Origin of the sequence: Streptomyces sp. ISL-94 (assembly GCF_018614075.1) — a bacterium.
Taxonomy (GTDB): Bacteria; Actinomycetota; Actinomycetes; order Streptomycetales; family Streptomycetaceae; genus Streptomyces.
This window is the reverse complement of sequence record NZ_JAGGOZ010000034.1, coordinates 33,521-42,823: the sequence shown is the minus strand read 5'-3', so window position 1 is coordinate 42,823 and position 9,303 is coordinate 33,521. Positions and strand designations below refer to the sequence as shown.

The 9,303-nt window shown below is 69.6% G+C and carries 9 protein-coding genes; 8 read left to right on the top strand and 1 reads right to left on the bottom strand.

Features of this window, described 5'->3' with window-relative positions; genetic code table 11:
• Nucleotides 1-900: a glycosyltransferase gene (locus J7E94_RS13605; protein ID WP_215015319.1), complete on the top strand. Its 900-nt coding sequence runs from the start codon at nt 1-3 to the stop codon at nt 898-900.
• A 104-nt stretch (nt 901-1,004) separates the two neighbouring features.
• Here J7E94_RS13605 and J7E94_RS13600 read toward each other — a convergent pair whose 3' ends face one another.
• Nucleotides 1,005-2,675 carry a hypothetical protein gene (locus tag J7E94_RS13600; protein WP_215015317.1) on the bottom strand — a complete coding sequence of 557 codons (1,671 nt, stop codon included), beginning with the start codon at nt 2,673-2,675 and terminating at the stop codon, nt 1,005-1,007.
• 261 nt (nt 2,676-2,936) lie between these two features.
• Here J7E94_RS13600 and J7E94_RS13595 point away from each other — a divergent pair, with 261 nt between their 5' ends.
• The 7 genes from J7E94_RS13595 (at nt 2,937) to rplB (ending at nt 9,300) form a co-directional block, all read left to right on the top strand.
• Nucleotides 2,937-4,733, top strand: a complete 1,797-nt coding sequence (locus J7E94_RS13595) for a hypothetical protein (protein WP_215015315.1) — start codon at nt 2,937-2,939, stop codon at nt 4,731-4,733.
• A 146-nt stretch (nt 4,734-4,879) separates the two neighbouring features.
• The gene (locus J7E94_RS13590) at nt 4,880-6,010 is read left to right on the top strand and encodes a hypothetical protein (RefSeq protein ID WP_215015313.1); all 1,131 of its coding nucleotides are present in this window, start codon (nt 4,880-4,882) and stop codon (nt 6,008-6,010) included.
• Between the two features lie 468 nt (nt 6,011-6,478).
• Entirely contained in the window at nt 6,479-6,787 is a 309-nt protein-coding gene (gene rpsJ, locus J7E94_RS13585; RefSeq protein ID WP_003948644.1) for a 30S ribosomal protein S10, read from the top strand.
• Between the two features lie 14 nt (nt 6,788-6,801).
• A complete protein-coding gene (rplC, locus tag J7E94_RS13580; protein ID WP_215015311.1) occupies nt 6,802-7,446 on the top strand; it encodes a 50S ribosomal protein L3 in 645 nt (214 codons plus the stop codon).
• Nucleotides 7,447-7,450: 4 nt separating this feature from the next.
• Entirely contained in the window at nt 7,451-8,101 is a 651-nt protein-coding gene (gene rplD, locus J7E94_RS13575) for a 50S ribosomal protein L4 (protein ID WP_215015309.1), read from the top strand.
• A complete protein-coding gene (gene rplW / locus J7E94_RS13570) occupies nt 8,101-8,424 on the top strand; it encodes a 50S ribosomal protein L23 (RefSeq protein ID WP_007265901.1) in 324 nt (107 codons plus the stop codon). The genes rplD and rplW overlap by 1 nt, the downstream gene beginning before the upstream one ends.
• Before the next feature lie 39 nt (nt 8,425-8,463).
• The gene (gene rplB / locus J7E94_RS13565) at nt 8,464-9,300 is read left to right on the top strand and encodes a 50S ribosomal protein L2 (RefSeq protein WP_008739715.1); all 837 of its coding nucleotides are present in this window, start codon (nt 8,464-8,466) and stop codon (nt 9,298-9,300) included.
• Nucleotides 9,301-9,303: the final 3 nt, after the last annotated feature.

The window sequence follows — 9,303 nt, the reverse complement described above, 5'->3', positions numbered from 1 at the left end:
ATGGCGACCTTCGACTTCATGCTCCCCTACTACGGGGACGTGCGGCTGATGCAGGACGCGGTCCGCAGCGTCCTGGCGCAGACCGACCGTGACTTCCGGCTCGTCGTCATCGACGACGGCAAGGAGCCGGACGTACCGGGCTGGTTCGAGCAACTCGGCGACGACCGGGTGCACTACACCCGCAACGAGCAGAACCTCGGCATCACGAAGAACTTCCAGAAGTGCGTGCGGCTCTCCGAGGCCGACTACGTGGTCATCATGGGCTGCGACGACCTCCTGCACCCGCACTACCTGGAGACCGTCCGCGGGATCATCGCCGCCCCCGAGGGCATCGGCATGGTCCAGCCGGGCGTCGAGGTGATCGACGGCGACGGCCGGGTGACGCAGGGCCTGGCGGACAACACCAAGAAGCGGCTGTACGCGCCTCAGGTGAAGGGCCGCCGGCTGATGGCGGGGGAGGAGCTGGCCGCCAGCGTGCTGCGGGGCAACTGGCTCTACTTCCCCTCGATCGCCTGGCGCGGCGAGGTGCTGCGCAAGGTGAACTTCCGGGACGACTACTCGGTGATCCAGGACCTGGCGCTGGTGGTCGACCTCCTGGAGGGCGGCGAGGAGATGGTGATCGACAACTCGACCACCGTCTTCCAGTACCGCCGGCACGCCGTCAGCGAGTCGTCCGTACAGGCGTTCTCCGGCACCCGCTTCGCCGAGGCCGAGCGCTACTTCGCCGCGGTGGCCGCCCGCATGGACGCCCGCGGCTGGCCCAAGGCGGCCCGTGCGGCCCGCTTCCACAGCGCCTCGCGGCTGCACGCGCTCACCATGCTCCCCGGCGCGCTGCGCCGCGGGCACCGCGAGGGCGCCCGCACCCTGGCCAAGCACGCCTTCACCTCCGGGCAGGGCTGAGCCACCGGCCCGCCGGCCCCGTAGGGGACAAGAGACACGAAGAAGCGGCCTGCCGCCGGTCCTCGGACCGGCGGCAGGCCGCTTCTTCGTGTGCCGACCTGGCGTCAGGGCTGCTTCTTGACCGGCGTGCCCGGGCGCTCCGGCAGGTTGAACGCCCCGCAGACGTCCTTGGGGGCGTAGTGCGGGCACGTGCCGTTCGGCTGCTGGAGGGTGTGGGAGTACCAGGCCAGCGTGCCGAGCGAATTCTTGGAGGGGTCCTTCGGCATGAAGGCGTCGGCGGTCGCCGAGCCGGCCATGCCGTAGAGCAGGCCCAGAGCGCACAGCGCGCCGATGACGACGGACCGGCGCGCGGGCCCCCGGCCGGTGCGGCGGGGCAGCACCAGCGTCTCGTGGCTGCGGGACCAGTCCCGGATGCGCTGGACGGAGTAGTACACGGCCAGCCCGGTCAGCGCGAGCAGGCAGTACATGATCTGGATGCTCGTCCGCGGGTAGAGCTGGACGGCCTGGTCGCGCGCCATGTGCGAGGCGTACCAGTAGCGCAGCAGGAACGCGCTCGCCGTGCACGCCGCCAGGGTCAGCACCATCGGCTGGCGCAGGGCCAGGCCGAGTGCCACGGCCAGCCCGAGCACCAGCAGGATCGGGAAGAGCCCGACGCCGCCCAGCTCACCGAGCGGCGGCCAGCCGGCGAGCCGCTGCGGACCGGGGCTGTCGGCACCCCACATCGCGAAGTACGCCGGGTCGGTGTAGGTGTCGAAGTAGAAGTAGGTGTCCTTGGTCGTACCGCTCGCGCCGAGCAGGCGGACCATGTACCGGCCGGCCAGCGCGAGGAAGACCACCGTGGCGGCCAGCAGCGGCAGCAGCCCCTGCCACAGCGCCCGCACCCCGCCGGACCGGGCGAGGCCGCCCAGCACGATCGCGAAGAGCACGACCACGCCGACCGCGGACCAGACGAACCAGCCCGCGTACATCAGGAACAGCCCGGCGAGCAGGGCGCCGAGCCCGCCGCCGACGGCCAGAGCCTGGCCGCGGCTCAGCATCGCCGCGCGCATGGTCACCTGCACCAGCTTGGCGAACACCGGGATCACGACGACCAGGACGAGCGGGGAGTACGGCTTGTACAGGTCGAACAGCGGCAGTGCCGAGGTCAGCCCGATGCCGAGCGCCCACAGCGGGGGCAGCAGCATCCGCCACGCCAGGTAGGCGACCGGGCCGGAGATCGCGAGGAAGCCGATCATCACCCACTTCGCGGCGTACGCCACCTGACCGTCGAAGAACAGCTGGGCGACGAGCGCGAGGACGTGCGGGAAGCCCGGCGGATACTCCGGCGGCAGCGGCACCCCGTCGATGACGTTGAAGGCCCACGCCTGCAGGTTGCCGATGTCGCCGCCGTACCCGTTGAGCGGCCAGGTCGTACCGCGCAGGGCGACGACGTTGCCGGCCGCCGTCACGCCGGTCGCGAGCCCCGCCACCGTCGCGGCGCCGATGTTGACGGCGGCCCCCGGCCACCGCCGCGAGAGGGCGAGGTAGAGCAGAACGGTCACCGCGAGGAGCACCAGCAACCGGAGTTGGATGGCCGCCAGGCCGCTGACCTGCCCGATCCGCTGCATCGGGTTCACATGCAGACGCTTGCCCAGGTACGTGAGGAGAAGGGCGGCGAAGACCGAGACCGCGGCCTCGGCCGATACGAGGGCGATGGCGCGTCTGAAGCGGCCGCCGCGGCCGCGCGGGGCCCGGCGTTCGGCCACCGGGGACGGCGCGGGAGCGGTATCTATCATGACTGTTGACCTTACCGGCAGGCGCCTGCCGCATGTGAGTCGGTGGCCCTTGCCGGACAAGGCCCATGACCCCGCCCGCTTGGTACGGTTGGCCGTTGCGGGGGACGCGACGGCCGGGCACGCATGTGACACGGATCGCGCGGATTTCACCAGCGGGGACCGGATCCGAGAGAGCACCGATCACCTCGCTGCCCGGCGTGCCTACACAACCGCAGACCCCGAGGCTTTCGGGTGCTCGACGCGGTGACACTCGCGACGGAAGTGGATGAGATGACGAACCTGGCCTCCGACCACCTGGCCGGAGAGGCCGGTGCGGCGCGCAGCCGGACCGCAGCCCCGGACGGCGCGTCGGCACCACGCCGGGGCCGGAGACTGCCCGCCTGGACCTCCACGCGCTGGGCGCTCATCCTCGGCGAGATCGTGGTCAGCATCACTGCCGCCCTCGGCTACACGCTGCTGAGCAAGCACATCAGCGTGAACCCGATCATCCGCATCGGCCAGGTCAGCGGTCTCGCCAAGCTCCAGCAGTACGTGGCCGTCCTCGGCCTGCCGCTGCTCGCGCTGCTCCTGTACACCGCGTACCGGGGGACGCTGCGGCGCCACCAGACCGTGAAGCGCCTGGTCTGCGCGGCCCTGGCGGGCCTGGCGACCGGGGTCATCGCCGGTGGCGTCGTCGTCGCCCTGCGCGGTACGCCCTCGGCGCTCGGCGGCCAGGAGGGCGACCCCGGCGTCCTGATCGCCATGGCCAACTCGTTCCTGCACGGCGAGGGGATGTCCGGCATCTACCCGCCCGCATTCCCCGCGCTCATCGCCGTCTGGGCGAAGATCCGCTACGGCGGCGTCGGCGGGGCCGGCTACTCGCTGCACGACCTGCAGATCTTCTTCAGCGCGCTGGCGGGCCCGATGGCCTACCTCGCCTGGCGCCTGCTGCTGCGTCCCTTCTGGGCGCTGCTGATCGCCGTCCCCTCGGTCGTGCTCTTCCTCGACCCGATCCGCCCGTACAGCCACATCGTCATGATCGTGCTGCTGCCGCTGCTCGCGTACTGCCTGCGCGAGATGCGGCGGGCCGGCGAGCGCCCCCTGCGCTCGGCGCTGCTGCGCGGCGCCGGACTCGGCCTGATCTTCGGCCTGCTGTTCCTCTGGTACTCCGGCTGGTACGTGTGGTCCGCGCCCGGCGTCGGCCTGCTGGCCCTCTTCCTCTTCCCCTGGCGGCGCGGCGCGGCGGCCCGCAAGCGCGCCCTGGCCTTCGTCGGCACCACCCTGCTGACGGCCGGCGTCATCGGCGCCCCGCTGCTCTACCAGATGCTGCGGCTGCGCTCCCAGCACCCGGACCGCTACGCCTACCTCTCCGTCTACGCGGACCCGGCGTACGTCCTGGGCTGGGCCTCCGACCGGCCCGGTTCGCTGACGTACGAGAACTGGCCCGTGTCGGGCGAGATGGCGGGCCAGAGCGGCTTCGCGCTGCTGCTGCTGCTCGGTGTGGGGCTCGGCGTCGGCCTGGGCCTGCGCAGCATCATGGTCCGCACGGCCGCGGCCGTCCTCGTCGGCGCCTGGCTGGTCCGCTTCTGGTTCGCCTCGCACATGGCGCACGACCAGGCGGTGCAGCTCTTCCCGCGCACCACCTGGATGATCATGTACTGCCTGATGATCCTGGCCGTGCTGGGTGTGATGGCAGCGGTGCAGCGCGGCTCCGGCTGGGCCGAGCGCTCGCTGCGCCCGAGCGGTCCGGCCCCGGCGCGGGTCATTCCGCGGCGTGCGGTCCAGCAGCTCGCGGCGGGCATGGTGTGCGTCATCGCGCTGTTCGCGACGATGGGGGCGTCCTGGAACGTCAACCGGTACATGCCCTCGCCCGACACCGAGACGATGGGCATCGACGCCTACCGGGCGCACGGCCTCAAGAAGCCGGACGGCACGTGCCCGCGCTACTCCCCGTACAAGGAGTGCGCGGACGTCAGCACGTGGGACTGGAAGCCGAACCACGACGACGGCAGGATCTGGTGCGGCAACATCCCGTACGACAAGTGGCCGGTCGTCTGCGGACGCAAGCGCCCGTCGTAGGACGACTCGGACCCCGGTCCGCCCGCGGAAGTGGTCCGAGACCGCGGACCGCGGACCGCAGACCGCACGAGCACGAGACGCAACAGAGGCCCCACACCCACCGCGGTGCGGGGCCTCTGTCCTGACGCACACACCGGATGAGGGGCATGGGAAAGAACGACGAGGGCAGACCGGGCGTCTCCGACGAGGAGTGGGCCCGCTTCATGGAGCAGGCCGCCCAAGGGGCGGGGGAGGCGCCGAAGGAGCCGTCCGCGCGGGCGCGGATGGTGACCGAGCGGCTGCGGCGCGAACAGGGCCAGGAGCCGCCGGGGTGGCGGACCGGGCCCGCCTGGCAGGAGGCGCGGGGCCGCGGCACCGCCCGGCGGCGGCTCAAGGCCACCCTGGCCGTCGTGTTCATCGCCGGGCTCGCGCTGGTCGCCGTACGGCCGGAACTGGTGATCGACCGCCTCACGGGCAAGGCCGAGGACCGCCGGGAGCACGCCGCTCCGCTGCCGGCGGAGTCGGTACGCCCGACCGCGCCTCCCTCGCCGGCCCACCCGGACCGGCCGACCCCGGCAGAACCCTTCCGCGGCTCCCCGGCCCTCCAGTGGGCGGACGGCGCGGCCGGCATCGAACTGCCGGTGGCCACCGCAGTCAACGGGCTCAGCAAGGAGCAGGTCGCCGAGGGGCTCGGGAAGGCGAAGCAGTTCGTGGTCCTGGCCAACCTGGACCGGGCCACCCTGCGCGGGGAACGGCCGAAGGCCGCCCTGGACATGATCGACCCCGGTCAGAGGCAGATGCTGGACCGCCTGGAGCAGGCGCTGGACCACCCGAGCAGGGAGTCGGACCCGCTGCAGATGTTCACCCGTGCCAACCCGGCCGAGGTCCGGCTCGCCGGTGACGTGGTGAAGGTGCGGGGCCGCACGACCGTCGAGCCGGGCGAGAGCCCGGGCCAGGTCGACGTGCTCATGGACTACACCTTTGTCTACCCTCTGGTGCAGGCGAAGGCCGGCGCGGACGAGGTCAGCCGCACCATCGTGCGGCGCCGGCTTGAGTTCACCTTCGCCGATCCCCGGAAGTGGCGGATCAAGGCGGGCATGATGCAAGTCGGCCCGTACCAGTACGACATCGCGAACTCGGCCTGCTCCGTCTACGACGGATACGTGCATCCGCAGTTCCGGGACACGCCGGACGACGCGGGTCCGACGCCCTCCGGGCCGCCCCGGGACCCGTATGACCGGAGCAAGGACATCGACCGGGGGCAGGAGGAGGGCTGCGGGACTGTGTCCCGCACCTGACCGGGGAAGACCTCGCCGGGGTGACGCACGTGGTGCAGTTTGACCACACACCGTGGCGGGGTATTCTCTTCGGCCCGATTGGCCAGGTACGTGCCTCGTATGGCAGACTACTCAAGTTGCTCGGCTGAGTGCCGATGCTGCGCGCCTCCCGCCGGGAGGACCGGAAGCGAGTCCCACAGTACTCGTCGTTCTTAATCTGCCTTTCGGGGCAGCAATGGGGACGGACGTACGGGAATCTTCTGGGAAGCGTCAGCACGGTGCCCACCAGGCACTCGGTGGGTGTTTCTCCCCCGAAGCGCGGTCACAGGGACCGCACCCCCTTGGACGAGGGAATTTCCGTATGGGAATTTTCTGTAGAGGGAGTGCGACACGCCCGACCGCGTGGGTCGGAGGGAAGCGGTGGGATCCGTCCCGCAGCCGACCGAGAGCCAGAGCGTTTCCACATACAGACAGGACTACGGAGTAGCCATGGCGGGACAGAAGATCCGCATCCGGCTCAAGGCCTACGACCACGAGGTCATCGATTCCTCGGCGAAGAAGATCGTCGAGACGGTGACGCGCACTGGTGCGTCGGTCGCGGGCCCGGTGCCGCTGCCCACTGAGAAGAACGTGTACTGCGTCATCAAGTCGCCGCACAAGTACAAGGACTCGCGCGAGCACTTCGAGATGCGCACGCACAAGCGCCTGATCGACATCCTCGACCCGACCCCCAAGACCGTTGACTCGCTGATGCGCCTGGACCTTCCGGCCGGCGTTGACATCGAGATCAAGCTCTGAGAGGCGTCGAGAAGATGGCAAAGCAGATCAAGGGCGTCCTGGGCGAGAAGCTCGGCATGACCCAGGTCTGGGACGAGAACAACCGTGTCGTCCCGGTGACCGTGGTCAAGGCCGGACCCTGCGTCGTTACCCAGGTCCGTAAGAACGACATCGACGGCTACGAGTCGGTCCAGATCGCCTTCGGCGAGATCGACCCGCGCAAGGTGAACAAGCCCCTCAAGGGCCACTTCGCCAAGGCCGACGTGACCCCCCGCCGCCACCTGGTGGAGCTCCGCACCTCCGACGCCAGCGAGTACACGCTCGGCCAGGAGATCACCGCCGCTGTGTTCGAGTCGGGCGTCAAGGTTGACGTCACGGGCAACAGCAAGGGCAAGGGCTTCGCCGGTGTCATGAAGCGTCACAACTTCAAGGGCCTCGGTGCCGGTCACGGCGTCCAGCGCAAGCACCGCTCCCCCGGTTCGATCGGTGGCTGCGCCACCCCTGGGCGTGTCTTCAAGGGCATGCGCATGGCCGGTCGTATGGGTAACGAGCGCGTCACCACCCAGAACCTGACCATCCACGCGGTTGACGCGGAGAAGGGTCTGCTCCTCATCAAGGGTGCGGTCCCCGGTCCGAACGGCGGCCTCGTCCTGGTCCGTACCGCGGCCAAGGGGGCTTGAGGTAATGAGCACCATTGACATCCTTTCGCCGGCAGGCGACAAGGCCGGTACCGTCGAGCTCCCCTCGGAGATCTTCGACGCGAAGACCAGCGTTCCGCTGATCCACCAGGTCGTTGTCGCTCAGCTGGCTGCTGCCCGTCAGGGCACGCACAAGACCAAGCGTCGTGGCGAAGTCCGTGGTGGTGGCCGCAAGCCGTACCGCCAGAAGGGCACCGGCCGCGCGCGCCAGGGTTCGACCCGTGCGCCGCAGTTCGTCGGCGGTGGCGTTGTCCACGGCCCGCAGCCGCGTGACTACTCCCAGCGGACCCCGAAGAAGATGAAGGCCGCCGCTCTCCGCGGTGCCCTCTCGGACCGTGCACGTCACTCCCGCATCCACGTCGTCACCGGCGTGGTCGAGGGTGCCGCCTCCACGAAGGCCGCCAAGACGCTGTTCGGCAAGATCTCGGAGCGCAAGAACCTGCTCCTGGTCGTCGACCGCGCCGACGAGGCCGCGTGGCTGTCCGCCCGCAACCTGCCCCAGGTTCACATCCTGGAGCCGGGCCAGCTGAACACGTACGACGTGATCGTCTCTGACGACGTGGTCTTCACTCAGGCCGCTTTCGAGTCCTTCGTGTCTGGCCCCAAGGCCGATGAGACCGAAGGGAGCGACGCCTGATGTCTGAGGCGACCGTTACCAGCAAGACCTTCACCGATCCGCGCGACCTGCTGATCAAGCCGGTTGTCTCGGAGAAGAGCTACGCGCTGCTGGACGAGAACAAGTACACGTTCATCGTCGCGCCCGGCGCCAACAAGACCCAGATCAAGCAGGCCGTGGAAGCGGTCTTCTCGGTCAAGGTCACCGGGGTCAACACGATCAACCGTCAGGGTAAGCGCAAGCGCACCAAGACCGGTTTCGGCAAGCGCGCCAACACCAAGCGCGCCATCGTGACCCTTGCCGAGGGCAACCGTATCGACATCTTCGGCGGCCAGGCCTCCTAACGGAGGTCTAGTCGTCCGGAATCGGACGAGGACTGAGAAATGGGTATCCGCAAGTACAAGCCGACGACCCCGGGCCGTCGTGGCTCCAGCGTCGCCGACTTTGTCGAGATCACGCGGTCCACGCCGGAGAAGTCGCTGGTTCGCCCCCTGCACAGCAAGGGCGGCCGTAACAACACCGGTCGGATCACCGTTCGCCACCAGGGTGGTGGACACAAGCGCGCCTACCGCGTGATCGACTTCCGTCGTCACGACAAGGACGGCGTGCCGGCCAAGGTCGCGCACATCGAGTACGACCCCAACCGCACCGCGCGCATCGCGCTCCTGCACTACGCGGACGGCGAGAAGCGCTACATCATCGCGCCGAAGGCTCTGAAGCAGGGCGACCGGATTGAGAACGGCCCCACGGCCGACATCAAGCCCGGTAACAACCTGGCCCTCCGTAACATCCCGGTCGGTACCACGATCCACGCGATCGAGCTCCGTCCCGGTGGTGGCGCCAAGTTCGCCCGTTCCGCTGGTGCCTCCGTGCAGCTGCTGGCGAAGGAGGGCACGATGGCCCACCTTCGTATGCCGTCCGGCGAGATCCGTCTCGTCGACGCCCGCTGCCGCGCCACGGTCGGCGAGGTCGGCAACGCCGAGCAGTCGAACATCAACTGGGGCAAGGCCGGCCGCATGCGCTGGAAGGGCGTTCGCCCGTCCGTCCGCGGTGTCGCGATGAACCCGGTTGACCACCCGCACGGTGGTGGTGAGGGCAAGACCAGTGGTGGTCGCCACCCGGTCTCCCCGTGGGGTCAGAAGGAGGGTCGTACTCGCTCGCCGAAGAAGGCTTCGAGCAAGTACATCGTCCGCCGCCGCAAGACGAACAAGAAGCGCTAGGAG

What these genes read in the sequence shown, in the direction of transcription:
- J7E94_RS13590 (WP_215015313.1), top strand. Translation starts at nt 4,880, where the DNA reads ATGGGAAAGAACGACGAGGGCAGACCGGGCGTCTCCGACGAGGAGTGG.
- rplD (WP_215015309.1), top strand. Translation starts at nt 7,451, where the DNA reads ATGAGCACCATTGACATCCTTTCGCCGGCAGGCGACAAGGCCGGTACC.
- rpsJ (WP_003948644.1), top strand. Translation starts at nt 6,479, where the DNA reads ATGGCGGGACAGAAGATCCGCATCCGGCTCAAGGCCTACGACCACGAG.
- J7E94_RS13600 (WP_215015317.1), bottom strand. Translation starts at nt 2,675, where the DNA reads ATGATAGATACCGCTCCCGCGCCGTCCCCGGTGGCCGAACGCCGGGCC.
- J7E94_RS13605 (WP_215015319.1), top strand. Translation starts at nt 1, where the DNA reads ATGGCGACCTTCGACTTCATGCTCCCCTACTACGGGGACGTGCGGCTG.
- rplW (WP_007265901.1), top strand. Translation starts at nt 8,101, where the DNA reads ATGTCTGAGGCGACCGTTACCAGCAAGACCTTCACCGATCCGCGCGAC.
- rplB (WP_008739715.1), top strand. Translation starts at nt 8,464, where the DNA reads ATGGGTATCCGCAAGTACAAGCCGACGACCCCGGGCCGTCGTGGCTCC.
- rplC (WP_215015311.1), top strand. Translation starts at nt 6,802, where the DNA reads ATGGCAAAGCAGATCAAGGGCGTCCTGGGCGAGAAGCTCGGCATGACC.